At 36.0% G+C, this 25,954-nt stretch carries 20 protein-coding genes; 14 read left to right on the forward strand and 6 right to left on the reverse strand.

Translation table 11 applies throughout. The annotated features are described in order from the left end of the window. Positions 1–6: 6 nt before the first annotated feature. The 6 genes from GTK57_RS11535 to GTK57_RS11560 all read left to right on the forward strand — a co-directional run bounded on the left by GTK57_RS11535 (position 7) and on the right by GTK57_RS11560 (position 7,240). A complete protein-coding gene (locus GTK57_RS11535) occupies positions 7–3,069 on the forward strand; it encodes a type I restriction endonuclease subunit R (protein WP_163123782.1) in 3,063 nt (1,020 codons plus the stop codon). A gap of 1 nt (position 3,070) precedes the next feature. Then, positions 3,071–4,690 carry an AAA family ATPase gene (locus GTK57_RS11540; RefSeq protein ID WP_163123785.1) on the forward strand — a complete coding sequence of 540 codons (1,620 nt, stop codon included), beginning with the start codon at positions 3,071–3,073 and terminating at the stop codon, positions 4,688–4,690. After that, positions 4,687–5,559, forward strand: a complete 873-nt coding sequence (locus GTK57_RS11545; protein WP_163123788.1) for an HNH endonuclease — start codon at positions 4,687–4,689, stop codon at positions 5,557–5,559. The genes GTK57_RS11540 and GTK57_RS11545 overlap by 4 nt, the downstream gene beginning before the upstream one ends. A gap of 79 nt (positions 5,560–5,638) precedes the next feature. After that, a complete protein-coding gene (locus tag GTK57_RS11550; RefSeq protein WP_163123791.1) occupies positions 5,639–5,902 on the forward strand; it encodes a hypothetical protein in 264 nt (87 codons plus the stop codon). 58 nt (positions 5,903–5,960) lie between these two features. After that, positions 5,961–6,746, forward strand: a complete 786-nt coding sequence (locus GTK57_RS11555) for a hypothetical protein (RefSeq protein ID WP_163123794.1) — start codon at positions 5,961–5,963, stop codon at positions 6,744–6,746. 23 nt (positions 6,747–6,769) lie between these two features. Then, on the forward strand, positions 6,770–7,240 hold the full coding sequence (locus tag GTK57_RS11560; RefSeq protein WP_163123797.1) for a hypothetical protein: 471 nt from the start codon (positions 6,770–6,772) through the stop codon (positions 7,238–7,240). A 42-nt stretch (positions 7,241–7,282) separates the two neighbouring features. Here the strand turns inward: GTK57_RS11560 and GTK57_RS11565 are convergent, their stop codons facing one another. Beyond that, entirely contained in the window at positions 7,283–9,550 is a 2,268-nt protein-coding gene (locus tag GTK57_RS11565) for an ankyrin repeat domain-containing protein (RefSeq protein WP_163123800.1), read from the reverse strand. A 1,505-nt stretch (positions 9,551–11,055) separates the two neighbouring features. On the opposite strand from GTK57_RS11565, the gene GTK57_RS14585 reads away from it, so the two are divergent. Next, positions 11,056–11,196 carry a hypothetical protein gene (locus tag GTK57_RS14585; protein ID WP_199287346.1) on the forward strand — a complete coding sequence of 47 codons (141 nt, stop codon included), beginning with the start codon at positions 11,056–11,058 and terminating at the stop codon, positions 11,194–11,196. A gap of 62 nt (positions 11,197–11,258) precedes the next feature. After that, the gene (locus GTK57_RS11575) at positions 11,259–11,825 is read left to right on the forward strand and encodes an AAA family ATPase (RefSeq protein ID WP_228720317.1); all 567 of its coding nucleotides are present in this window, start codon (positions 11,259–11,261) and stop codon (positions 11,823–11,825) included. Between the two features lie 264 nt (positions 11,826–12,089). On the opposite strand, the gene GTK57_RS11580 is transcribed toward GTK57_RS11575, so the two are convergent. Beyond that, entirely contained in the window at positions 12,090–12,257 is a 168-nt protein-coding gene (locus tag GTK57_RS11580) for a hypothetical protein (RefSeq protein WP_163123803.1), read from the reverse strand. Positions 12,258–13,200: 943 nt separating this feature from the next. Here GTK57_RS11580 and GTK57_RS11585 point away from each other — a divergent pair. From GTK57_RS11585 to GTK57_RS11600, 4 genes are all read left to right on the forward strand, one after another. Continuing rightward, the gene (locus GTK57_RS11585) at positions 13,201–15,432 is read left to right on the forward strand and encodes an NADP-dependent isocitrate dehydrogenase (protein WP_163123806.1); all 2,232 of its coding nucleotides are present in this window, start codon (positions 13,201–13,203) and stop codon (positions 15,430–15,432) included. A gap of 840 nt (positions 15,433–16,272) precedes the next feature. Then, a complete protein-coding gene (locus GTK57_RS11590) occupies positions 16,273–17,595 on the forward strand; it encodes an NCS2 family permease (protein WP_152873608.1) in 1,323 nt (440 codons plus the stop codon). Positions 17,596–17,660: 65 nt separating this feature from the next. Beyond that, positions 17,661–18,665, forward strand: a complete 1,005-nt coding sequence (locus GTK57_RS11595) for an adenosine deaminase (protein ID WP_163123810.1) — start codon at positions 17,661–17,663, stop codon at positions 18,663–18,665. A 59-nt stretch (positions 18,666–18,724) separates the two neighbouring features. Beyond that, positions 18,725–19,093, forward strand: a complete 369-nt coding sequence (locus tag GTK57_RS11600; RefSeq protein WP_152873610.1) for a hypothetical protein — start codon at positions 18,725–18,727, stop codon at positions 19,091–19,093. Between the two features lie 60 nt (positions 19,094–19,153). On the opposite strand, the gene GTK57_RS11605 is transcribed toward GTK57_RS11600, so the two are convergent. Then, positions 19,154–19,708: a cytochrome b gene (locus tag GTK57_RS11605; protein ID WP_163124752.1), complete on the reverse strand. Its 555-nt coding sequence runs from the start codon at positions 19,706–19,708 to the stop codon at positions 19,154–19,156. Between the two features lie 211 nt (positions 19,709–19,919). Here GTK57_RS11605 and GTK57_RS11610 point away from each other — a divergent pair, with 211 nt between their 5' ends. Both GTK57_RS11610 and rnhB read left to right on the forward strand, forming a co-directional pair. Beyond that, positions 19,920–20,291, forward strand: a complete 372-nt coding sequence (locus GTK57_RS11610) for a hypothetical protein (RefSeq protein WP_163123814.1) — start codon at positions 19,920–19,922, stop codon at positions 20,289–20,291. A 67-nt stretch (positions 20,292–20,358) separates the two neighbouring features. After that, the gene (gene rnhB, locus GTK57_RS11615) at positions 20,359–20,940 is read left to right on the forward strand and encodes a ribonuclease HII (protein WP_152873611.1); all 582 of its coding nucleotides are present in this window, start codon (positions 20,359–20,361) and stop codon (positions 20,938–20,940) included. A gap of 67 nt (positions 20,941–21,007) precedes the next feature. Here the strand turns inward: rnhB and csrA are convergent, their stop codons facing one another. The 3 genes from csrA to alaS all read right to left on the reverse strand — a co-directional run bounded on the left by csrA (position 21,008) and on the right by alaS (position 25,534). After that, positions 21,008–21,262, reverse strand: coding sequence for a carbon storage regulator CsrA (gene csrA / locus GTK57_RS11620; protein ID WP_152873612.1), 255 nt, complete (start codon positions 21,260–21,262; stop codon positions 21,008–21,010). A gap of 234 nt (positions 21,263–21,496) precedes the next feature. Continuing rightward, positions 21,497–22,777 (reverse strand): aspartate kinase, encoded by a 1,281-nt coding sequence (locus GTK57_RS11625; RefSeq protein ID WP_152873613.1) that lies wholly within the window; start codon positions 22,775–22,777, stop codon positions 21,497–21,499. Between the two features lie 63 nt (positions 22,778–22,840). Beyond that, complete coding sequence (alaS, locus tag GTK57_RS11630) at positions 22,841–25,534, reverse strand: alanine--tRNA ligase (RefSeq protein ID WP_171522143.1); 2,694 nt, start codon at positions 25,532–25,534, stop codon at positions 22,841–22,843. Positions 25,535–25,954 lie beyond the last annotated feature (420 nt).

Here is a 25,954-nt window from a genome sequence, read left to right on the forward strand (position 1 = left end):
ATTAAGATGTTTAATGAAGCAAATGGACCAGAAGAAGCAATTGTCCAAAAACTACAAAATTTAGATGAGGTAAAGTGGGAATTTGTATCGGGGGATGCAATTCCTAAATCTCCGCAGGATGTGTTGGTGGGTACTTGGCTTAAGCAGGCGTTGATTAAACTCAACCCTGCCATCCAAGCCAATCCAGACTATGCGGATGAAGTGATCTATAAGCTGCGTGCGGTATTTATAGATGCCAAACATACAGGTTTGGTCAAAGCCAATGAAAACTTCTACGAATGGTTAAAAGCAGAGAAGTCATTACCGTTTGGTGAGCATGGTGAGCATGTCACCATTCACATGATTGACTACAATAATCTTGCAAACAACCATTATGTGGTATCCAAACAAGTCCACTTTATTGCAACCACGGAAGCGTATTTCGATATTGTCCTATACGTAAACGGTATACCGTTAGTCGTCGGTGAAATGAAGACTGCAACCCGTCCTGCAATAAGCTGGGAAGATGGCGCTGCTGATTTCTGTGGTGGAACAAAAAATTATTGGAGTAATGTTGCTCCTTTTTTTGTGCCTAACTTACTGTGTTTTGCATCAGAAGGTAAAACATTCGCCTACGGCGCAATCAACGCACGCCTAAAAGATTGGGGGCCTTGGCATAAAACTGAACAGCGAGATGAAATTTTACCGGGATTGGCATCAGTACTTGAAAGCGCAGCAGGCTTACTCAATCCGAATACACTTTTAAAACTACTGCAATCATTCACGCTATATTCATCGGTGAAAATCGGAAAGAACTTAGCGCCGACAAAAATTAAGATTCTGCCTCGTTACCCACAGTTTGAAGCTGCCTCACAAATTGTAGACCGTGTAAAAGCAGGCTATCCAAAGAAAGGTTTAATTTGGCATTTCCAAGGTTCAGGTAAATCTTTACTCATGCTGTATGCAGCGCAAATGCTACGTGCCGATGCACAGCTCAAGAATCCAACTGTATTGGTTGTAGTAGACCGTAAAGACTTAGATGGTCAGATCAATGACACCTTTGGTGGTGCAGATATTAAGAATCTTGTACCGGTACAAAGCTGTAAAAAACTAGGTCAGCATATTGAACAGGACAGTCGTGGCATTCTCATTACCACCATCTTTAAATTCCAAGATGTTGAGATTGAACAAGACAATGCCAAAGGCTTAAATGAGCGAAGTAATATCATTGTACTTGTGGATGAAGCACACCGTACTCAGGAAGGCTCACTGGGTGAGAAAATGCGTTGGGCTTTACCAAATGCGTTCTTCTTTGGTTTAACGGGCACACCAATTTCAGGACTAGAAAAGAATACCTTTAAGCTTTTTGGTGCAGAAGAAGATGAAGGTCGCTATATGAATAAATATAGCTATAAACAGTCTATTCGTGATGCTGCAACCAATCCTGTGAAGTTTGAGCCTCGTTTGGCTGAGCTACGTGTAGATCGTGAAACGATTGATGCTGAATTTGAAAAACTCGCACAAGAAAATGAGCTTACTGATGAACAAAAAGCACAGCTTTCACGTCGTGCAGGTAAGTTGGCTCTCATGCTGAAAGCACCTAAGCGTATGGCACGTATCAGTGAAGATATTGTTAAGCACTTTAATGCACACGTAAAGCCTAAAAAACTAAAAGCGATGGTGGTGGTTTATGATCGTGACGCTTGTGTGCAAATGTACTATTTACTGAAAGAAAAACTCGGTAAGGACAGTATTGAAGTCATTATGAATGTGGACCGTGCGCCAATTGAAGTGACTGATGGTGATAAGAAAGGAAAGCTTAATAAAGACTGGCGCCGTTGGACAGAAGAGCTCAAATTACCTGTAGAAAAAGATGACTTCGAGCGTTGGCAAAAAATTGATGCAGATAGCCAAACACAGAAAGATATTCTAGAAGGCTATAAAGACGCTGAAAATCCATTACAGATTATTATCGTGACAGCGAAGTTGCTGACAGGTTTTGATGCGCCGATTTGCTATTGCATGTATTTGGATAAACCACTGCGAGATCACACCTTACTTCAAGCGATGTGTCGAACCAACCGTCTGTATGAAAAGGACGGATTTAAAAAAGAGATGGGCTTAATTGTTGATTATCTTGGTGTGTTTGAAAACTTACGCACGGCGCTCGCTTATGACCCTGAAGATATTGATAAGGTGGTTGAGGCAATCGAGAGCTTTAAAGAGCTATTTCAGCCTGCGTTAAAAAAGTGTTTTGATTTCTTCCCGGGTGTAGATCGCACCGTTGAGGGTTTTGAAGGCATTATGGCTGCACAGGAATGTCTGCCAAACAATGAAAAACGAGATAACTTTGCTCGTGCGTTTGGTGTGGTGAATAAACTTTGGACAGCGATTTATCCAGATAACTTCTTGAATCCGTATCGACAAGACTTTAAATGGCTTGCACAAATTTATGAAAGCATTCGTCCTGCAACAGGTACAGGTTCGTTAATCTGGGCAGCACTTGGTCCTCAAGTGATTCAGATGATTCACGAGAATACGGATGTAAACCGTATTCGTGATGATATTAGCTCACTGACCATGGATGAACATGCAATCTTTACCCTTACGGAAAAAGAGCAAGAGCGTAAAGCAAGACAGCTTGAAATCAATTTGCTTGGTCGCTTACGTGGTCATGATGATCCACGCTTTGTAAAACTCGGTGAGCGTTTAGAAAAGCTCCGTCAAGACTATGAAGCAGGGGTGATCAAAGCCATTGATTGGTTAAAAGGCTTGCTCGAAACTGCAAAAGAAGCTGTTCAAGCAGAACGTGAAACAGGGGATGCACCAGTCACTGAGCTTGATAACAAAGAGGCTCTAACCAAGCTGTTTATTGAAACCCGACCTGAAAAAACACCAGATATTATCCGTCAGATTGTTGAGCAGATTGATGAGATTGTGAAAGTCACTCGTTTTGATGGATGGCAGACTTCGGTAAGTGGTCCGCGTGAGGTGCAAAAAGCCTTGATTATTACCCTGAATAAGTTTGGTTTAGGGAAAGATAAAGAGCTTTTTGAAAAGGCTTATGGGTATATCAAGGAGCATTATTAAGATGGATTTTATAGTCATAGGAAACCGAGAGTGGTTTAAGTTAGAAGGTAAAAATATTGCATACTTAAAAATTGATCATTGGGATGATTATGATTTTTGTACTCAATTTTCTGTGAAGCTATTTGATGATAAAGGTGTTGGGGTTGAGCTAGGGGAAGTTAAAATTGGATATAAAGGTCAGCCTAGGGACGCTAATTTTCCTACTTATAAAAAGCTAGATAATCATTTTAAATATTTAGACGATAGTTTTTTCTCATTAGGTCAAAGTGTTGAATACTACCAAAAGCTTTACGATGTTTCTGAATCTAGTAGAAAAGAATATTTGGATGCACTTAATGATTTGGTTCATCAACCAAATTTGATTGATGCTATTTCAAAAGAGGAAGTGTTTGGGTATTCACTAATTCGAGATATCAGTTTAACTTCAATAAAAGGTCAATTTAAAAATGTACTAGAAGGTGGTAATGAATTAACACCTTTTAATTTCAAATTTAAAAGTATTGATACAGAAAGAATTGGAGGCGTTCAATTAGAGTTTGATGTAGAAGTTGGTTCTAAGCCATCTAGTAATCTACATGCAATTATTGGTAGGAATGGTGTTGGTAAAACGACTCTTATCAATAGTATGATAGCTAGTATAATGAATAATAGCTCTGATGATTCAGCTACTTTCTACGATCTGAGTCGCTATAGTGAAAAAGTCATTAGTAAAGATTATTTTAGTGCATTATTTTTAGTTTCATTTAGTGCATTTGACACATTTAGGCCACCTCTTGAACAAAATGATCCGGCTAAAGGAACGTGTTTTTATTATCTAGGTTTGAAGAATCTTGATGAAAATGACAGCTTAAAAAGCTTTGGTGAGCTTAGAGAAAACTGTTTAGATTCCTTAATTAATTGCTTTAATAATAAAAAAAAGAGAAGAAGATGGATCAATGCAATTGATAAACTTGGTTCTGACTCAAATTTTTTTATGATGAACCTAAAAGAATTGTTATCAATATATAGAAATACAGTGAGAGAGTTTTCTGAATCATTTGAAATTAATTCGAATGATTTAGAAGCCAATAAAAAGAAAAGTGAATATATAAAGAATAAATTTAAGATTTTTTTCATTCCTTATCTCTCAAGAATGAGTTCTGGCCATGCAATAGTTTTTATGACAATTACGCGACTGGTTGAAAAAGTGGATGAGAAAACTTTAATTCTATTTGATGAACCAGAGACACATTTACACCCACCCTTATTGTCAGCATTAATTAGAGCACTATCGGATTTACTAGTTAATTGTAATGCTGTATCGATTATTGCAACTCACTCACCTGTAGTGCTTCAAGAAGTTCCAAGTAACTGCGTCTGGAAATTATTTAGAAGTGGGAAAAAAATGGATTTTTCAAGACCCAAAATTGAAACTTTTGCAGAAAGTGTAAGTGATTTAACTACTGAAATTTTTGGATTGGAGGTTACTCATTCCGGATTCCATAATTTACTACAGGAATCTGTAAATGAAGGCAAAAACTATAAAGAGATTTTAGAAGAATTTAATCACCAAATTGGTTTTGAAGGTCGAGCATTACTAAAGGTAATGATTAGTGAAAGAGATAGGGATGTTCAACAATGAAAAGGTTAACTACACCTAATCATAACTATAGTGATTTGATTGATTTATGTATTGAAGGCATTGCTGATACTCAAGCTATGAAGCCTAGAATTGTTGCAAATAGAAAAAATCTAATTTTAGATGCTAGTATATACGATACTAAAATTAATCAGGGGGAAATTTATACATATACTCCATTAATTAGATTTCATGACGCAATGTGCATTAAAAGTACTAAAGACGATTATGAAAAGCTATACACGCAATACTTCGTACCTAAAGCCAAAAAAACTAGAGTGATCTACGATGCAATTTTAACATCAGCGAAAGGTGAGTGTCCTTTTTGCGGTGGTTTAGGTGATCCTTCAAATTTGGATCATTTTTTACCAAAAGCGGAGTTTCCTCAATTTAGTATTTATCCTTCAAATTTAGTACCTTCTTGTCGTGATTGTAATATGGGGGAAAAGAAAGTTGGTTATGCAAAATCTGCTGAAGAGCAAACGATACATCCATATTTGGATAAAGCTATCTTTTTTGAAGAGCAGTGGATCACAGCGGATTACATTGCTGATTCAAGTTTAGATGAGCCTGGTGAGTTTAGATATCACGTGAATACACCAAGTCATTGGAGTGATGTAGATAAGCAAAGGGCTGAGAAGTATTTTAAGGATTTTAATATAGCTAATAGATATGCTAAACGAGCTACATCCTCTCTGAAATCTAAATTAAGATCAATTAAAAGGGAATTAGATAGAGGTGTCAGTATTGAGGAAATTATTGATGATGTTATTCAACCGGATATTGAAGATGCACCTTTCGTAAATTATTGGGAAGTTGGGATGTGCGATGCACTAATCAATTATTTGCATTCAGAACAAAGAAAAATATAAGTTTGGACTTATGCGTTTAATTAAGCTCTTGTTAATGTTTAATGGCTAACAATTCGTTAGAGTTATTTTGGAGACACGCATGAGTGCTACCTGGAATGCAGCGAAAGAGGTTTACCATTTCAATCAAATACGTCAGACATACTCAGAACAAGATCATTTGCATGCATTAGCAACTGATATTATGACTCATGAGAGTTTAGCATATGTTGACGCTATGCAAAAAGCTACAGCTATATATCACTACCATTTATATTTACAAAGTAATTACTTGCCAAATAGAAATGCACGTTATCAGTTACAACAACAATCTGATGATGGGCTCAACTTTCAACCTGCAGGCTGAGGAATAATACAGATAGGTGGGGGAATTACCCTCCACCTAGAATTATGGGAATATTAAAATGTCAAAAGAAAATTTTAGTGATATTGAGTTGGAAAATAGAAGTATAACGAATGCTATGGCATCTATACTTAGTCTTCAATCAACACAAGTAAATGATATGCTTCCAGTACAATCTGAATCTTTTCAAGAAGTCAAAAAAGTATTAAATGACTTATTGAATGAGGGGTTTAGTGATAAATTGCGTAGAACCTTAAGCTTTGAGCTAAAAGCAGATTGTTTAGATCAGCCATCATTGGAAAATGCTAGTGCTCAATTTGATAACTCATTAAACCCAAATAATTTTTCAGATATTGCACGAAGTAATTATAAAAAAAGACTTAATATTTTAAAAAAAATTGAAGAAAAGATTCATAAAAAAGAAAAACTTCTTAAAATAATAGAAGATGAAACAATTGCTCCTACATTCGAAAATGGAGTTTATAAATTAACATTGCAAATCGAAAATCAATTTAATTTTTTATACCATCAATATGAATCCGATGAAATGGATTATATGGAATATCAGAACCCAGATGCTGAAAATTTAATATTAGATTTGAATCAAATAATGCAGGTAGTAGATAGAGCCTACACAGCTTTATTTAACTATATCGAGAAGAATAAAGTCATTAATAGTGAGGATTCTATATGGGAGAAAATCATGATAAATTCTTCTATAAATCGCTCAATAATTGAGTTTGACGAACTTTATAGAATAGGTTGTGAAGTAAATAGTTTAATTGAAGAAATGTTTAATGATATTAATTTTGATTTAAACTTCTCTTTACCTGAAGATGTTTTGTAGAAAAAATATTTAATAATCTTTTAATGGGAGAAAATTATTCTAAAGAAAAAATAAGATGTCAGGTAGAAGATTTCTTAGAGGCATATTTTAAGTTTCAACGTCAAACTAAAATTGGTCCAGATTTTGAAAAAATTCATGGTTCACTTGAAAATAAAAATTTAGTAAATTTAATCTTTATTTGGTTGGCCTATAGTGGTGTGAAAATAAATAATAGGATTTTAGGTGATACTAACTCGACTAGAAAAATAGTCACTTCAAGACAACAGTCTTTAAAAGAAGTAAGATCAACAAACATTTACTATATTATAAGAAGATTGTATGACACTTTGTTTTACTCAACACAGTTGAAGCAAGAATTATTTAAAAAAAATAATATCTTTGAATATCAAGAAGTAATTGCTTATAAGCGTGCTAAAATTAGACAGATTTTGGTGTCAATGAAATTCTTGAATCTTGATACCTTAAATAGGTTAAGTGCTAATTTTTCTAAATAAAGCATCCCCCTCTTTGGATGAGATAAAAGAGGGGGATATAAATCATGCTATTCCAATTAATGTTTTAGCTTGATTCGCTTTGAAGAAGTCAGCTATTTCATGCAAAAAAATACGGCGTCCTTCGTCAGCCTTTACATAGCTTTGTTCCAATTGTGCGCCGTGCTTTAGCATCAGATCGACAGCATAAGCATTATCTTTCTCAACGACTAGCATGAAGGGTGTATAGCCTTTGATTGGATACTGAGCTGTATTTTGATTTGGATCGGCACCATATTGTAAAAGCAATTCAAAAATCTCGTAGGCATCGCAAACTTTTTTGTCTCCAAGAGAGAATTTTTTCACCTCTTCAAATAATACCTTTCTCGGATCATGGTTTGGTAGGCTCTGAATTTGTTTGTAGCTATCTATATCACTACCTCCGTTAGAATGGCGTCTAATTGAATCAGTAAGATATTTATCATTGGCTTGTTCAACTTTATGACCATTCAATATGCCAATCACACCTAAATTCTGGTAAAGCATGGAAATACCATAAAGACCTGTAATATTAGGATTAGCCCCATTCTCCAATAAGAGATTTACCAGTTTTGGTAGATTTTCTTCAACAGCGAGGTTTAAAGGGCAAGTCTGCTTTTTCGCTGTACGCTTATTTAAAAGCTCTTTATCAAAACCACATTTGAATACATATTGGATGAATGCGTATGTTTCATCGGATTTGGCTGTAATGTGGTTTAATGCCAACAGCACAATACTTTCGTTATTCGAAGTTAAAGCATTTATGTTGGCGCCAGCTTCAATAAGCTTTCTAGCTGTAGAAAAATCTCCGATAGCGACAAAGTACTGAAGTTGAGGCCATTTACGTCTTCGTTCAATATCAATGTAAATGCTTGCATTCACTTTTTTAAAGTCAGGGCTAATATCCATAGGAACTACAAGGTTGCCGATTTTTGGAATTAATTTTTTAATTTCAATACCTTTGTCGCTAAACGTCTCGGCAGTAAAATATTTAAAGAATCCAACTAGGGTTGCTTCTTTTTCCCATTCTTCAAAAACAAAGTCAGTTTTAAAGCGGTCAGGGCGTGCAATTGGATCAAATATTCCAACCTTAAGCTCGAATTGGATCGCTAAATTTGAGATCTTTCCAATGAGTTTATTTTGGCTTTCTACAACTGAAGCAATGCAAAGCATCTCATTCAGCAGTACTTCTAAGTAACGCATATCACGATATAACAAACCATCCAAGCATAGTTCATATTCAGCGAGTGCTTCCTTAAATTGATATTGATATACCAAATTAATTGCTTTAGCCCAATGTATATATGGAAGAAGATGACCGACTTCTTGGTGCTCAGTAAGGTATTTATCTATTTGGTTTATCATCAATGTATTGAGTTGAAAAGTTGTCTCACCTGTTGAGCTATAGACAATTGATGCTAAACGGGCATCGGTTTGATCAATACGTTTAACATGCGTTTTATCAAAAAATACTTGAGTTAGTTTTTGATATGAAAGAGGGATTTCCATTAAAAAAGGAAAATGCGTTTGTGCATTGGCAATAGCCATCACTCTAAATGTAAGAGCTTGGGTATCATGTTGCGAAATACGATGAGACTTCAATTTTTGGTTGTGTTGTTCGGCCAAAAACTGGATAAAGTTTCCATGTTGCAATGAGAACCCATATTTAATTTTTAAGGCTTGTAGCAAGCGTGCAAAACACAACAATTCATAATGCGTCTGCGATGATTCCGTATTGGTCAAAAATAGGCGTTTTAAGGTCGACGGCGTAGGTAATGCATCTGGGCGACCAAATTTGCTGATGTAATTTTTCTCATCAGGATCTAAATCATCACTTTTCCAAAAATTAGCAAAGTTTTCATCATTATTTTTTAGATAACTTAAGCTTTCTTGAATAAAATTTTCACCTTTCCAGTGCTTAGTAATACCCATTTGTGTAATGCAAAAGCTTATGAGTTGATGAAGAGATGGAACTAAGTAATTCGACCATAGTGAAGTTCGGATAGAATCAACATTCATCAAGGCAGTTAAGCGAGCATGTAATAGCATTGCATTATAACGCTCTAACACATTGCGTTTAAGCAATGTTATGAACTGTAAATCTGTACGATCAGAAAACTCTTTTGGGCATAATTGATCTAAAAATAAGTCAGTATCATAGTGCGATGTGAATAGTTTGTTTGATGAACCATCTAAGTGTTTAGAGTCCGTCTCTGAGAGTTGGCTCTTGGTATCCATGTGGCTAAATAAATCACGAACAATTTCTATAGTTGTTGGAAAGGTATTCTTTGGCATTGTAAAGCTCTGCGTATATCTGTCTTAAAGTTTAAATAGGCTTTTCGGTCACTAGGCGTGCCTGGTATCGTAATTTTTTGTATCTGATTTACAAGCAAAAAATCATGTTTTTTGCCAGGTCTAAAAGATGCAATACCATCCTTAATAAGTTGCCGAATAAACTTGTTCAGCTCTTTGTCATTACTGTACTTTTTCATCGGTAATCCTGGATTAAGGGGATTGCTCCCCTTAATGCTTATTTGGCATTACCACGCCCGCCACCTGATGGGCGACCTGTTGTACTTGGCCAATTGCCACCAGGGCCAGGATGAGTTGATGGTGGGCGGTTATATTGAATGTGCATGGGGATAATTCTTCGTTTGCATAGCGAAAGTGCTATGAATTAAAGAATATAGAAATGCAATATTTTCTTCTTCTGAGAGAATGGAGTTTAAATTTTTTGAGATCGCATAATATGAGTTTTAACTTCTATATTTTCTAAATTAATCTGCCACTTAAAGCTATACGCAACCAATTTTTCTCATTTCCAAGCCATGTTTTGCCATGTTCAGCCAATCTGTGCCATACAAGTGGTTTATATTGGTTTTTGAATGATATTTAAAGGTATGTATCGTAATTTATGTGGCATAAAGTGGTACGTTGATCCAATTATTGGTATTAATGTTATTTTTACTGCCATTCACAGTGCTTTTAGTGCCAAATTAGAGAGTTTTGATGCCATTTTAAGGTAAAAATAGAACTAATATTGTGATCTTAAATTGTGGTTTTATACAAATATAGTGTAATGGTTTGCTCATAATAGTGTAATGGTATTCAAAGTATAGTGTAATGATTTGCCCATAATAGTGTAATGCTATTCAAAATATGGTGTAACACCCCTCTAAATATAGTGTAATACCCTTCAAAATATAGTGTAACACCCAAAAAAAACATAGTGTAATGCCCCCTAAATATGGTGTAACACCATTACAAATATCGTGTAACGGTAGATATGTGTAAAAAATAAACAAATTTGACCTAAAAAATGAGTTTCAAATAAAAAGTGTGTTGATTTTTGATTGAGTTATAAAATTTGGAAAACCTAATTTGGTTTTGAGCTAAGATATTGAGACATAGCTTACAAACTTATGCGGGAGCAGTTTAGTCTTTTGGAGACTACGTCGTGATTTAGGTTTCTTCACTTGTATATACCACAACATATACAAAGTTCTTAATACTGATTTATGTACAAAAGATTTTTCTTAATGAAAATAACGCAAACTGTTATGCTACTTCAAAGGGTAGCTTTTTATAAAAGCATAACAAAATACAGATAGTTGCGAAGAATATGATGGTTTTGGCTGGTATTGCAGTTAGATTTTTAAAGGGCGTAGATCCATTGATGCAGGCACTGTTGACTAGTGTAGAGGCAACTAATGATATGGATGCTGTTGAACAAACAGTTTAATCAGCCCAAAAACGAGTGAACTTACTAACTCAATCTATTTTAGCAAAAGCCTTTAGCGGTGAACTTACTGCCGAATGGCGTGAATAGCATGATTACAGGGGTAAACAGTGCGGAAAGCTTGCTTACTAAAATTCAGGTGGAACTGGAAGCGAGTAAGCCTGTGAAAAAAACGGGCGAAGAAAGAAGCTTAAAAATTTAAACGTGCTCATGCTTGGGCACGTTTTTGTCGTATATACGAAAATTGAAATGAATGAGGTTTAAGTGAACCCAGCAATTATTAAGCAATGGTTTTATGAATATGTTGAATCTGGTGATGGAAAAGGTTGGATGGAAGATGGAGAAGGGCGTTATATCGATTTTAAAAATACGGTGATTATTCTGACTACGAATGTTGGTTCAGAATTGATCATGGATTTATGTCAAGATGATGAGTTAAAACCAACAGTTGAAGGCTTACAAAAACCATTAAGAGAGCCTTTGCTTGAAGTTTTCCCAGCAGCCTTATTGGGACGTATTCAAACAATTCCGTACTATCCACTTTCAACTGAAATGTTAGAAAAAATAGTTGATATACAGCTAAATAGAGTTGTCAAACGCATTAAAAACAACCATGAAATTAAACTGGAATATAGTTTGGATGTGTTGAGTTATATAGTCGCGCGTTGTACAGAGTTGGAGTCTGGTGGGAGTATGATCGATTCATTATTAACCAATAGTATTCTTCCTGAAATAAGTTTGACATTATTATCTAATATGGCTTGTGATGTTAAAATTAATGTAGTATCAATTTACGTTGAGAATGACCAATTAAAATATCAATATAAATAGGAATGTGATAATAAATATTAATTTTCAAAGTGTTTTTGGTTGATAAATAAACTTAATAATATTATTTTAAAATTTAATGTTGATTTGTATTTTTAATAATATTGTTGGTTTTAGATTTTACTTAGAATTTAAAATAATTTTGATTATTTTTATTTTGTAGGAATATTTTAAATAGAGATTTTAATTGAGTAAATAATGGTTGTGAGTAAAAGCATATAAATTTCTTTTACTCACTTATCATTTAAATTTTATATGTTTAATATATTAAGGGTGCGTGCCAATATCACCAACATCAACGCATACGCCATCTGGCCAGCAGATACACCCTTTACTTGGTACACCTGTTGCTACACAATTATTCTGTTTACTTTGCCCAGCAAAAGTAACACAACTAAAGCTCATAATTATCGATAAAAATAATAATTTTTTCATTTTAAAACCCTCTTGATTGTTTGTGACTCAATATTAATATAAATTTTATTAAAATTTTATTATTTATACTTAAATAATACATTGTTAATATTATTTGTTTTTTAAATATATGTATTTATATCTTTTAAAAAAATATTTTATTTGTTGTTATAATTATTGCTAATACTGTAGTAAATAAGTTGGTTTAAATATATTTTATGAACCCTTAATTAGTTTTTTTATTTTTTATTTTTATATTTTTTTGAGCATGAATAAATTGACAAAGACGGCGGGTATTTTACCTGCAAGAATCGGAAGAGGGTATCTAAAAAATGCCTCATTCTTTTGCTGAATCTATTCTTCAGTTAAAGGTCATAAAAAGTCTTTCATTTTTAAATTAAGTAATGATTAATGAATATCCAATTTCTGACGCTTTGTCAGATGCAAGAAAAAATGAAGAATAAACATCTATTTATAAGATACTTTTTCTATTAATTTAAAAAATATGTTTTAAATCTGTGCAAACATTTATTTGGTGAATGCTAGTTTTTGTTAAAAAATTGAAGAACTTTAGTCTATATAGACTTTAGGGTGATAAAAATAAGCATTTAGATTGTTCATTTTATGTACAGCGTATGTTGTGCGCTGAATAAAAGTTTTAATTATATTGTTATATTAATTAACAACTTGCTTTATAAGTGTTTAAATTTTTAGTGCTATCACATTTGAGAATACCTAACATTTTGCACTTCGAAAAGGGTAAGGAATCGAGTAGAATATGGGTACAAGAAAGTGGTACAGATGCAAATAAACAACAAGTTACATCACAATATGAAATGATATTTCGTTGACTGATATGCTTTGAGCATCGATACTCTTTATGTTTTATTCAAGCAAACCGGTTCACGGAAGCTGAGTCAAAAGCTCGCTTCTAAAAAACTTAATCTATCTCAAGGGGCTATATATGGCTGGTGGAAAGTCAAAAATCATTTATACACTGACCGACGAGGCGCCATTATTGGCAACTTACTCACTACTGCCGATCATTGAGACCTTTACTAAGCCAGCTGGCGTAGAGATTGTCAAAAGTGACATTTCTGTAGCTGTACGTGTACTCGCAGAATTTGCAGACTATTTAACAGACGAACAAAAAGTACCTGATACTCTTGCAGAGCTAGGTCGTCTTACACAAGACCCAGATACTAACATTATCAAACTTCCTAATATTAGTGCTTCTGTTGGCCAATTAACGGCATGTATTAAAGAACTTCAATCTAAAGGTTTTGCGATTCCGGACTATCCAGAAAATCCAACAACTGAAGAAGAAAAAGCAATTAAAGTGCGTTACAGCAAATGTTTAGGTTCTGCTGTAAACCCTGTTTTACGTGAAGGTAACTCAGACCGTCGTGCACCTGCTGCAGTTAAAAACTACGTGAAAAAACATCCGCATTCTATGAGCGAGTGGAAGCAATGGTCACAGACTCACGTTTCACATATGGATGAAGGTGACTTCTACCATGGTGAGAAGTCTATGACACTTGATCGTGCACGTAATGTGAAGATGGAACTTGTTACTAAGAATGGTGAAACAATCGTTCTTAAACAAAAAGTTGCATTGAAAGATGGCGAAATCATCGATTCAATGTTCATGAGCAAAAAAGCACTTTGCGATTTCTACGAGAAAGAACTTGAAGATTGTCGTGAAGCGGGCATTTTGTTCTCTTTACACGTTAAAGCAACCATGATGAAAGTTTCACACCCGATCGTATTCGGTCACTGTGTGAAAATTTACTACAAAGAAGCGTTCGAAAAACACGGTAAATTGTTTGATGAGCTAGGCGTTAACGTAAATAACGGTATGGCTGGTCTTTACGAGAAAATCGCAACTTTACCAACATCTGTACGTGAAGAAATCATTGCAGATTTACACGCTTGCCAAGAACACCGTCCTGCTTTAGCGATGGTTGACTCAGCAAAAGGCATCACAAACTTCCACTCACCAAACGACGTGATTGTAGATGCTTCAATGCCTGCAATGATCCGTGGTGGCGGTAAAATGTGGGGTGCTGACGGCAAACCTTACGATTGTAAAGCAGTAATGCCAGAATCAACTTTCGCACGTATTTACCAAGAAATGATCAATTTCTGTAAATGGAATGGCAACTTCGATCCACGTACTATGGGTACTGTACCTAACGTTGGTTTGATGGCGCAAAAAGCTGAAGAATACGGTTCTCATGACAAAACTTTCGAAATTTCTGAAGATGGTGTTGCAAACATCGTTGACTTAGAAACAGGTGAAGTATTGATGTCGCAAAACGTTGAGGAAGGCGATATCTGGCGTATGTGTCAGGTTAAAGATGCTCCGATTCGTGACTGGGTAAAACTTGCGGTAACTCGCGCGCGTAACTCAGGCATGCCTGCAATCTTCTGGCTTGACCCGTACCGTCCACACGAAAATGAATTGATCAAGAAAGTTGAAGAATACTTGAAAGATCATGACACTGACGGTTTAGATATTCAAATCATGTCACAAGTACGTGCAATGCGTTATACGCTTGAACGTGTTGCTCGTGGTTTAGATACGATTTCTGTAACTGGTAACATTCTGCGTGACTACTTAACAGATTTATTCCCAATCATGGAATTAGGTACTTCTGCGAAAATGTTGTCTATCGTGCCATTAATGGCGGGCGGTGGTATGTACGAAACAGGTGCAGGCGGTTCAGCTCCTAAACACGTACAACAGCTTGTTGAAGAAAACCACTTACGTTGGGATTCTTTAGGTGAGTTCATGGCTTTGGCTGTTTCTTTAGAAGAAATGGGTATTAAAGAAGACAATGCTGCTACGAAGTTATTGGCTAAAACTTTAGACCAAGCAACAGGCAAACTTCTTGATAACGATAAGTCTCCATCACGTCGTACAGGTGAGCTTGATAACCGTGGCAGTCATTTCTACCTAGCAAAATTCTGGGCTGAAGAACTTGCTGCTCAAGACGAAAATGCTGAATTGAAAGCAAAATTTGCTCCACTTGCAAAAGCACTTGCTGAAAATGAAGATAAAATCGTTGCTGAGCTTGCTGCTGTTCAAGGTAAAGCTGCAGATATTGGTGGTTATTACGCTGTAGATCAAGTGAAAGTAGATGCTGTAATGCGTCCAAGTGCTACACTTAACGCGATTCTTGCTGCAGTTTAAGTAAGCATATATTCATTATTAACGCTTAAGTTGATGATGTTGAAAAGCCGGTGCATTCGCATCGGCTTTTTTATGTGAAAACGAATCATATTTATATTGAGATAAAATAATTATTAAGATGAATGGGTTTTGAAATATTTGATATTTGTGATATAAAACACAATAAATTAATTTTTTGAAAACTATAAATTTAAACTTAATTAAAAGAATAGTTATGTAATTAAGGATAGTAATAATTGGTGCTATCTAGGGGGTTGCGTTGAAATATTATATAATAGGCATTCTTTCTATTGTTTTTGTCTTGGGTTTTTTGGTCTATCGAGACATTGAAGAAAAACGTCATCAAGAGATAAAGCAACTTATTGACAGTGCTAAGTATTCAATTAATAACATTGAAAAAAATAAGCATTATTATATTCCAAATAAGCAAAGGGATAGAGTTGTTGAACCTTATTGATAAGAGTGGAATATTTGTTGAGTGAAAATATCAAAAACATGAATTTTAAAATTTTAGAAACTTTAAAAAATCAATGTGATATAATTTATATATAGGATGGTTCAATCAAAATATTTCAAAAATTAAGTATTTGATTTCATGAAGGTAGGTGAAGCTGCATAATTTATATGCAGCTTTTTTGTTCGCTTTTTTAAGTGAAACCTTGTTGGTAAATCAATAGTTTTTGGTTTTATTGATAAAAACTTGTTCCTAGGTTAATCGATACTTCATTTTTTAAATATTTGGCATAACCATTGCAGTAAGTATTTCACGCAATATTCATTTAGATGCATATTTGCCTAAATTCTTGGCATTAAGTTTATTCATTAAACAGGGGCTAGGTCATGACGACTCCTAATCCGTCTTCAGAGAGTATGCTAGAGCGCTTATTTAAGCTCAGCGAGAATAAAACAAATTTTCGTACAGAAGTTCTAGCAGGTGTAACGACATTTTTAGCAATGAGTTACATTATCATTGTCAATCCGATGATTTTATCCGAAACAGGGATGGATCATGGGGCTGTCTTTGTAGCAACATGTCTTGCAGCTGCAATTGGCTGCTTAGTTATGGGTATTGTTGCAAATTATCCTATCGCTCTTGCACCAGGTATGGGCTTAAATGCGTATTTTACGTATTCAGTCTGTTTGGGTATGGGAGTGCCATGGCAAACGGCTTTAGCAGCAGTTTTTGTGTCAGGGATTGTCTTTATTGCAATCAGCATGTTTAAGATTCGTGAAGCCATTGTAAATGCGATTCCAATGTCTTTGAAACTTGCAATTGGTGGTGGTATTGGTTTATTCCTTGCATTGGTTGCGCTAAAGAATGCAGGAATTATTGTTGATAATCCAGCGACTTTGGTTGGTTTGGGTGACTTGAAGCAACCTTCTGTTTTACTTGCCCTTTTAGGATTCCTTCTTGTTGTAATCATGCATAATTTTAAAGTGCGTGGGGCAATAGTAATTAGTATCCTTGCAATTACAGCCATTTCAACAATCATGGGTTATAACGAGTTCCAAGGCGTGGTTGGTGAAATTCCATCAATTATGCCGACATTTATGCAAATGAACTTTGAAGGACTCTTTACAGCAAGTTTAGTAGGTGTGATTTTTGTATTCTTCTTGGTCGATTTATTTGATTCAACGGGTACTTTAGTTGGGGTTTCTCATCGTGCAGGCTTGCTTAAAGATGGTAAATTACCACGTTTGAAAAAAGCATTATTTGCCGATTCAACAGCTATTGTTGCGGGTGCTGCTTTAGGTACTTCTTCAACAACACCATATATTGAATCTTCAGCGGGTGTTGCGGCAGGTGGTCGTACAGGCTTAACTGCGGTTGTTGTTGGTGTTCTATTTGTTTTATGCTTATTCTTGGCACCATTGGCTCAATCTGTTCCTGGTTTTGCAACTGCACCAGCATTATTATTTGTTGGTGTTTTGATGATTCAAGGCATTACCAACATCGATTGGGATGATGTTACAGAAGCTGTTCCAGCATTCTTAACCATCATTTTCATGCCTTTTGCATATTCAATTGCAGATGGTATTGCGATGGGCTTTATTAGCTATGCATTAATTAAATTGTTCACAGGTAAAGCGAAATCTGTTCCATATATGGTTTGGATTGTTGCGCTACTTTGGACATTGAAGTTCGCATTATTTGGTGGCTAAATACACCAATGAATGCAAAGGGTGTAAACTTTGTTTGCACCCTTTTTTATTTTTGAGGGATATAAATGAGTCAATTAGATTTTATCCGTGCATTGCCAAAAGCTGAGTTGCACGTGCATATAGAAGGGACATTTGAACCAGAACTTATGTTTGCAATTGCGCAACGTAATCAAATTGAAATCCCGTATAAATCTGTAGAAGAAGTAAAACAAGCTTATAATTTTCATAATTTACAGTCTTTTTTAGACATTTATTATGCAGGTGCAAATGTACTTATTCATGAGCAAGATTTTTATGATCTTGCTTGGGCATATTTTGAAAAATGTGCAGAAGATAAAGTGGTGCATACAGAAATGTTTTTCGATCCCCAAACACATACAGATCGTGGGATTGAATTTGCAACAGTCATCAATGGTTTACAACGTGCTTGTGATGCAGCGAAAGTAAAACTAGGGATTACATCGCATTTGATTATGTGTTTCTTGCGTCATTTAAGCGAAGAGGCTGCATTTAAAACACTTGAACAAGCATTACCATATAAAGAGCAAATTATTGGTGTCGGATTAGATTCAAGTGAATTAGGACATCCACCATCTAAGTTTGAGCGTGTTTTTGCTCAAGCACGTGAAGAAGGATTCTTGATTGTTGCTCATGCAGGCGAAGAAGGTCCTGCCGCATATGTGTGGGAAGCCTTAGATTTACTTAAAGTAAATCGCATTGATCATGGTGTTCGCTCTGAGGAAGATCCAAAATTAATGGCACGTTTGGTTGCAGAAAAAATGCCTTTAACTGTTTGCCCACTAAGTAATTTAAAGCTTTGTGTTGTAGATGATATGGCGAAACACAATATTCGTCGTTTATTACAGCAAGGTGTGCATGTAACAGTAAATTCAGATGATCCATCGTACTTTGGTGGCTACATGAATGATAACTTTATTGCGATTACAGAAGCATTAGATTTAACTACAGATGAATTAAAGCAACTTTCAATTAATTCTTTTGAAGCATCTTTTATTTCACGTGAAGATAAAGAAAAGTGGATAAGTAAAATCCAAAACTTAGTGGTTTAATTATTTGGTATTTCAGGCAGTCGGTTTTCTTGCTGCCTTTTTTGGTTGTATAAATAGATATGAAAAAAATTCTTAAATTTTTATTGATGATAATATTTTTAATTGTCGCTGTAATTGCATATTTGGCAATAGCTCATCCTACAGTTATGACCAAAACAGCACTTAAGCCCGTGGTTGAATATCAATGTAAGGCGGAATTACAGACAACCAAAATTTGGAAAACTGCCTCAATCTTTATGACTGAAGATGATCGTAATCAAACATTATCTCAGGTATGTGGGTGTGTGTCGGAACACGCGTCCGATGATGTGTCGATTAAAGAATTATTCAATGCATTAATTGATGAAAAAGCCAAAGATCAACTTGTATCTAAAGCCATTGTGAATAGTATTCGTGGATGTGTTGTACAAGCATTAGATAAAAATTAAATCAAAAAAAGCCACATTGAATGTGGCTTTTTTATTGTTCTAAATTACGTGAGTAAACATTTATTTGGGTTGTTTGGTCATGCTATTTAAAACATTGTCTTTATCTACAAAGTGATGTTTTAAGGCTGCAAGAATGTGACCTGCAAGTAATAAGCCTGCTGCCCATGAAATATAAACATGTAAAGGCTTAACAATAGCGGTAATTGCTGGGTTTTCTGCAACGAGTGTTGGTAGGTTAAATAAATACAAAACAGGTGCAGGATGTCCTGCGCTCCAGCTAAATAAACAACCTGTAATAGGCAATGCTAAAAGCATGAAATACAGTGCTAAATGCCCTAAATGAGCAAAACGTTTCATTATTGGTGACATTGTATTGGGTAGTTCGGGTGCTGGGTGTGTATATCGCCAAAAAATACGAATCATGACTAAAAAGATAATCGTGGTTGCAATGTTTTTATGCAGTGTAATCACACTGCCTTTAAAGCTGCCATCTATGTCATAGCTTAAAAAATTACCACTGTAAAAGCCAATAATCCATGCAACAATAAAAATAATGGCCATTAACCAATGCAAAAGTTGAGCTGTTCGAGTGTAGTATTCAGAATTGTTTTTCATAATATTAAGTTGTTTGATGCGCATTCTGTATGCTAATGAATTTAGATTGTCTTAAAAATAGTATTTATGCAACGCATCGTTAATATTCTGAAACGATTAAACTTGTTGGGAAATTATTCAGACGATTCAAAAGCTGAATTTACTTATTCCTTAATTGGTATAATTTGGGCAAAATGGCATTACATTTATTTTGTATAAAAAGGATAATTCTGTGAAAAAGTTAATTGCTGTACTTGCTCCAATGGCACTTATTTTATCTGCATGTGCGACAACGGATACAACGGGCACTACATCAGCAACTCAACAATTGGGTACAGCTGCACTTAAAATTGCAGTAAATGCAAAATGTACAACTGAACTTAATAATATCCAAGCGTGGAAAGCAGCGACTGTTTTAATGACTGCTGAGAAAAAGGAAAGCATTGAATCTGAAATTTGTGGTTGTGTTAGCGAAAAAGCACCACAAAGTGTAACTGCTGTGGATTTAGCAACAGCTGCATTAGATCCTGCTGCACGTACTACAATTGTTTCAAATGCAGTAACTAAAACAATAAATGCATGTGTTGCTGAATCTGTAAAATAATTAAAATTTTATTATTGTTATAAGATAGGCTGACATGTTCAGCCTATTTTTTTTAAGGTTATAAATTATGCGTAAAATTGCAGGAACAGATGAAGCGGGGCGTGGACCATTGGTTGGTTCAGTGGTCGCGGCAGCTGTTATTCTAGATCCTAATAATCCAATTGAAGGATTAAACGACTCAAAAAAACTCACGGAAAAAAAACGTGAAAAACTATTTATTGAAATTAAAGAAAAAGCTTTAGCATGGGCAATTGCAGAATCGAGTGCGCAAGAAATTGATGAATTGAATATCTTACAAGCATCATTATTGGCAATGCGTCGTGCTATTGAAAAACTGCAAATTCAACCAGATCATGTATTGGTCGATGGCAATAAAGAACCGAAAGGTTTACAGATGAGTTGTGAAGCTGTGGTTGGTGGAGATGCAATTCATGCTGAAATTTCTGCTGCAAGTATTTTAGCAAAAGTCACACGCGATCATGATATGGTTGAGTTAGATAAAAAATATCCGCAATTTGGTTTTGCTAAACATAAAGGCTATCCGACCAAAGCACACTTTGAAGCAATTGCTGAACATGGTGTGATTGATGAACACCGTAGAAGCTTTGGACCAGTGCGTAAAGTATTGGAAGCAATGGAAAATAGATAGTTCTGTAAATTTTAGGCAAATTTAAAGCGGCAATATAGCCGCTTTATACTCACAAAATAAAATTATCTTAACGATTAAAATCATTTTGTTGGATATTATCATCTTCTACAGAAGGTTGATAATCTTGGTCGATATGTTGAAGATGTTCATGCATAGCGCGTTCATGTTGAATGCGTTGATAAATTTCTTCACGATGAACCGATACTTCTTTGGGAGCATTTACACCGATACGGACTTGATTGCCCTTAACACCAAGAACAGTAACACTGACTTGATCCCCAATCATTAATGTTTCACCGACACGTCGGGTAAGAATCAGCATGTTTATCTCCTTGCAATGTGCTAAACGTGCAAATATTTAAAATAGGAAATTACACAACCCTAAAACGATTAAATTTTAACAGAAATCCTGTCGCAAACATGGTGTCTGATACAAAACTGCTTAAATTTTTTATAAAGCTATAATTGAATATAACAGAGCCACGAATATAAATACTAGAGGCTCTGTTGGTTTTATATATAAAATGTTACATAGTAGTGTTAAATACTATTATGTTTAAGCGCGAACGCTTGATTCACCGCTCTCACGATCTAAATCGAAAGCTGTATGAAGTGCACGAACAGCAAGTTCTAAGTATTTTTCATCAATGATGACTGAAATCTTTATTTCAGAAGTCGATATCATCAGAATATTAATACCTTCTTTTGCTAGTGCAGTAAACATTTTGCTTGCAACACCTGCATGTGAACGCATACCAACACCAACGATAGATACTTTTACGATATCTGAACGTGTTGCAACTTCACGAGCGCCAATTTCTTGTGCTGTTGCTTCAAGAATTGCTTTCGCTTTGTTTAACTCACCACGGTTTACGGTAAACGTGAAATCAGTTGTGCCATCTTCTTCAACATTTTGTATGATCATGTCGATTTCAATATTAGCATCGCCAATTGGGCACAAAATATTCGCAGCAATACCAGGTTCGTCTGGTACACCAAGAATCGTTAATTTTGCTTCGTCACGGTTAAACGCGATACCTGAGATAATTGGTTGTTCCATGTTGTCTTCCGCTTCAGTAGTGATTAGTGTTCCGACATTTTGTTTGAAGTCTTCGTCGAATGCGCCATCATTGTCATTATCAAAACTAGATAATACGCGTAAAGGCACTTGGTATTTGCCTGCAAATTCTACCGAGCGAATTTGAAGAACTTTAGAGCCAAGAGATGCCATTTCAAGCATTTCTTCAAAAGAGATACGATCAATTTTTTTAGCTTTTGGTGCTACACGTGGGTCGGTGGTATAAACACCATCAACATCTGTGTAAATTTGGCATTCGTCTGCTTTAAGTGCGGCAGCAAGTGCGACACCTGAAGTATCCGAACCACCACGACCTAAAGTTGTCGTGTTGCCATTTGCATCGAAACCTTGGAAGCCTGCAACTACAATGACTTGACCAGCATCTAAGTAGCTTGTCATGACATCTGTATCAATGGATTCAATACGTGCTTTTGTAAAAGCGCTGTCTGTTTGAATACCGACTTGGCGACCAGTAAGCGATGTTGCTTTAACACCAATGGTATTAAGTGCCATCGCTAACATGGAAATCGTTACCTGTTCACCTGTAGACACCATTTGGTCTAATTCACGTGGGTCGGGGGTTTCGGTTATGGCTTTCGCTAAAGCAAGTAGACGATTGGTTTCGCCACTCATTGCTGATACCACAACCACTACCTTGTGACCATGATCGTGCCAGCGCTTCACACGACGAGCAACATTTAAAATGCGCTCGGGAGTACCCATTGAGGTACCGCCATATTTTTGAACGATTAGTGCCATAGTTGTTCCATAAAAGCCATGACCCTGATTTACCTATCAGGGTCAGTTACACAAAAGGTGAAGTTATTTTGCTTCAAGCCAAGCAACTAAGCTTGCCATAACAGGTTCTAACTTCTCGTTAAGTGGCGCGCCACCTTGTGCCAAGTCGGGTTTACCACCACCTTTACCACCTAGTTCTTGACCTAAGTGTTTGATGATGTCACCCGCTTTAATAGACGCAGTAAATTCCTTCGCTACAGATGCAATTAGGCTTACTTTATCGCCATCTACACCTGCAAGTACGATGACTGCATTGTCTAATTTAGATTTCACACCGTCATGCAAGTTACGAAGTGATTTCGCATCTGTATTTTGAACGGTAGTGATTAATGTTGAACGACCAGCAATTGTTTGAACTTGGCTTAAAAGTTCAGATGCTTGGAAGTTTGCAAGCTTTTGATTCAATTGTTCGATTTGTTTTTGCAAACTAGATGCTGTAGATGCAAGGTTTTCAACTTTTTCTAAAGTTTGATCTTTTTGCGCTTTAAGTAAATCGTTAATTGCGTGAATGTCGCGATCTGCTTTTTGAGCTACTTCAATTGCTTTAGTGCCTGTAACTGCTTCAATACGACGTACACCAGCAGCAACACCGCCTTCAGAGGTAATTTTGAATAAACCAATATCACCTGTACGTTTTACGTGAATACCACCACAAAGTTCAATCGAGAAGTTTTTATCATCGCTGATAGAACCCATAGAAAGTACGCGAACTTCTTCACCGTATTTTTCACCGAACAACATCATCGCACCTTTAGATTTCGCAGATTCGATATCTAAAAGTTCAGTTGAAACAGCGGTATTTGCAATCACTTCGCGGTTAACAATACGTTCAATTTCTTGAAGTTGTTCAAAGCTTACAGGTTGATCGTTTGCAAAATCGAAACGTAAAATATCAGATGCAACCAATGAACCTTTTTGTTGAACATGCGAGCCTAATACTTGACGAAGGGCAGCATGTAACAAGTGAGTTGCAGAGTGGTTGCGTGCAGTTGCATCACGTAAATCTGCTTTAACAATTGCTTCAACAGATTGAGTCGCTTTTAAGCTACCCATCGTCACGATACCTTGGTGTACAAATGCACCACCAGATTTTTTCGTGTCTTGAACTTCAAAAATGCCTGTTTCGTTTTTGAAGATACCTGTATCACCAATTTGACCACCGCTTTCTGCGTAGAAAGGTGTTTGGTTCAATACGATGAGGGCTTCGTCGCCTTCATTTACTTCATCAACTTGCTCGCCATCTTTATAGATTGCAATAATTTGACCTTGACCTTGAGTTGCATCGTAGCCATCAAATTGAGTTTCGCTATCTACATTTACAATTGAGTTGTAATCGATTGCAAATTTACCCGCATCACGTGCACGTTGGCGTTGTGCAGCCATTTCAACTTCAAAACCAGCTTCGTCAATGGTTAAATCACGTTCACGTGCGATGTCGGCAGTTAAGTCTGTTGGGAAACCATAAGTATCGTATAGTTTAAATACTGTTTCACCTGGAATCACAGAACCTTTAAGGTTCGCAAGTTCGCCTTCAAGCAATTTCAAACCTTGCTCTAAAGTTTTTGCGAATTGCTCTTCTTCTTTAAGGAGTTGCGCTTCAATACGTGTTTTTTGAGCTTCAAGTTCAGGATATGCTGCACCCATTACATCAATTAATGGTTGAAGCATTTTGTGGAAGAATGAACCTGTTGCGCCCAATTTGTTACCGTGACGAACTGCACGACGAATAATACGACGCAGTACATAACCACGGCCTTCATTTGAAGGGTTTACGCCATCTGCAATAAGGAAACAGCATGAACGTGCATGATCTGCAACCACTTTTAAAGATGCTGGATATTCAACAGGTTTGTTGTTTGCAGCAGCTTCAGCTTCAATTGCAGAGGTATCTAAACTAATAATTTCAGCAGCGGATTTTAATAAGTTTTGGAATAGGTCGATTTCGTAGTTTGAGTTTACATGTTGTAAAACAGCAGAAATACGTTCTAAGCCCATGCCTGTATCTACAGATGGAGCAGGAAGAGGGTGTAACACACCATCAGCAGTACGGTTAAACTGCATGAATACGTTGTTCCAAATTTCAATGAAACGGTCGCCATCTTCTTCAGGTGTGCCTGGTAGACCGCCCCAAATGTGGTCGCCATGGTCAAAGAAGATTTCAGAACAAGGACCGCAAGGACCAGTATCGCCCATTGCCCAGAAGTTATCTGATGCGTATTTTTCGCCTTTGTTATCACCAATGCGGATGATACGGCTTGCATCTAAACCAACTTCTTTGTTCCAAATATCAAAAGCTTCGTCATCTGTGTGATAAACAGTGACATAAAGTTTGTCTTTAGGAAGCGCTAACCAGTTGTCGCCTGTAAGGAAATCCCAAGCGAAAGTAATTGCATCACGTTTGAAGTAATCGCCAAACGAGAAGTTACCTAACATTTCAAAGAAAGTATGGTGACGTGCTGTATAACCAACGTTATCTAAGTCGTTGTGTTTACCGCCTGCACGTACACATTTTTGTGAAGATGTTGCGCGAACATAGTCACGTTTTTCCAAACCAAGGAAGCAGTCTTTAAACTGGTTCATCCCTGCGTTTGTAAATAATAAGGTCGGGTCGTTGGCGGGTACTAGTGAACTCGACGCGACACGTGTATGCCCTTGCGATTCAAAGTAACGCAAAAATGCTTCACGAATTTCAGCTGATGTCATAAAACGAGTACTCACAACCAAGTCACTCCATAGATTCTGTATTGGCTAATGCGTAACTGTGTAAAGTCATCTTAAAAATGATTCACCACAGCACACGGGGGCTTAAAAATTTTAAAACGCCAAATTATAACGGAAAATATACGTCTCACCAATGATTTTAAGGTCTTTTGATGACTTTTCTATTTAACGCATAGTTTTATACAATGTTTGGTAAAATTGATAAAGACAAGAATGAATAAAAGTCTTTAATTTGTTTAACATTCCCGTTATTTAGCAAAGAAATATTGTTTTTAAAGTGAACATGGCGCTTAAAATTTGCCATACTTTCTACAAATACAATGTGTTGATAAGAATTAATGCGTTAAATCAATTTTACTGACTTGTATTAAACTCAGAATTTATATCTGTATTCAGACGAAATCTATTAACATATAG

Source organism: Acinetobacter portensis (assembly GCF_010646905.1).
Classification (GTDB): Bacteria; Pseudomonadota; Gammaproteobacteria; order Pseudomonadales; family Moraxellaceae; genus Acinetobacter; species Acinetobacter portensis.

Bases quoted from the DNA above. Each gene is read 5' to 3' on its own strand.
- GTK57_RS11535 (WP_163123782.1), top strand. From the start codon at position 7: ATGTTTAATGAAGCAAATGGACCAGAAGAAGCAATTGTCCAAAAACTA.
- GTK57_RS11545 (WP_163123788.1), top strand. From the start codon at position 4,687: ATGAAAAGGTTAACTACACCTAATCATAACTATAGTGATTTGATTGAT.
- GTK57_RS11565 (WP_163123800.1), bottom strand. From the start codon at position 9,550: ATGCCAAAGAATACCTTTCCAACAACTATAGAAATTGTTCGTGATTTA.
- GTK57_RS11560 (WP_163123797.1), top strand. From the start codon at position 6,770: ATGGGAGAAAATTATTCTAAAGAAAAAATAAGATGTCAGGTAGAAGAT.
- GTK57_RS11590 (WP_152873608.1), top strand. From the start codon at position 16,273: ATGACGACTCCTAATCCGTCTTCAGAGAGTATGCTAGAGCGCTTATTT.
- GTK57_RS11605 (WP_163124752.1), bottom strand. From the start codon at position 19,708: ATGAAAAACAATTCTGAATACTACACTCGAACAGCTCAACTTTTGCAT.
- GTK57_RS11540 (WP_163123785.1), top strand. From the start codon at position 3,071: ATGGATTTTATAGTCATAGGAAACCGAGAGTGGTTTAAGTTAGAAGGT.
- csrA (WP_152873612.1), bottom strand. From the start codon at position 21,262: ATGCTGATTCTTACCCGACGTGTCGGTGAAACATTAATGATTGGGGAT.
- GTK57_RS11585 (WP_163123806.1), top strand. From the start codon at position 13,201: ATGGCTGGTGGAAAGTCAAAAATCATTTATACACTGACCGACGAGGCG.
- GTK57_RS11595 (WP_163123810.1), top strand. From the start codon at position 17,661: ATGAGTCAATTAGATTTTATCCGTGCATTGCCAAAAGCTGAGTTGCAC.
- rnhB (WP_152873611.1), top strand. From the start codon at position 20,359: ATGCGTAAAATTGCAGGAACAGATGAAGCGGGGCGTGGACCATTGGTT.
- GTK57_RS11600 (WP_152873610.1), top strand. From the start codon at position 18,725: ATGAAAAAAATTCTTAAATTTTTATTGATGATAATATTTTTAATTGTC.
- GTK57_RS11580 (WP_163123803.1), bottom strand. From the start codon at position 12,257: ATGAAAAAATTATTATTTTTATCGATAATTATGAGCTTTAGTTGTGTT.
- GTK57_RS11550 (WP_163123791.1), top strand. From the start codon at position 5,639: ATGAGTGCTACCTGGAATGCAGCGAAAGAGGTTTACCATTTCAATCAA.
- GTK57_RS11625 (WP_152873613.1), bottom strand. From the start codon at position 22,777: ATGGCACTAATCGTTCAAAAATATGGCGGTACCTCAATGGGTACTCCC.
- GTK57_RS11555 (WP_163123794.1), top strand. From the start codon at position 5,961: ATGTCAAAAGAAAATTTTAGTGATATTGAGTTGGAAAATAGAAGTATA.